The following is a 315-nucleotide window of genomic DNA, read 5'->3' on the forward strand; positions in this document are numbered from 1 at the left end:
TATTAAGCTTGTTGAATTTCGTTAAAAATTCACTCGGTTTTTTGCTTGGTAAAATCTATTTTACTTACTTATCTAGTTTTCAATGTGCAATTTAAAATGGTGGGCCTAAATGGACTCGAACCATCGACCTCACGCTTATCAGGCGTGCGCTCTAACCAGCTGAGCTATAGGCCCATTCTTAAGTTGAATGTTATAAACATTCAAAACTGAATACAATATGTCTCCGTTATTCCATGACCTAATGGTCATTCCGTAATATCCTTAGAAAGGAGGTGATCCAGCCGCACCTTCCGATACGGCTACCTTGTTACGACT

At 39.0% G+C, this 315-nt stretch carries 1 tRNA gene and 1 rRNA gene; both read right to left on the reverse strand.

Annotated features, from left to right (window positions below):
• Positions 1–97: 97 nt before the first annotated feature.
• Positions 98–174, reverse strand: a tRNA-Ile gene (locus LQ673_RS14725).
• Positions 175–265: 91 nt separating this feature from the next.
• Positions 266–315 (reverse strand): 16S ribosomal RNA (locus LQ673_RS14730); the annotation flags it as partial.

Origin of the sequence: Mammaliicoccus sp. O-M54 (assembly GCF_022386035.1) — a bacterium.
Lineage (GTDB): Bacteria > Bacillota > Bacilli > Staphylococcales > Staphylococcaceae > Mammaliicoccus > Mammaliicoccus sciuri_A.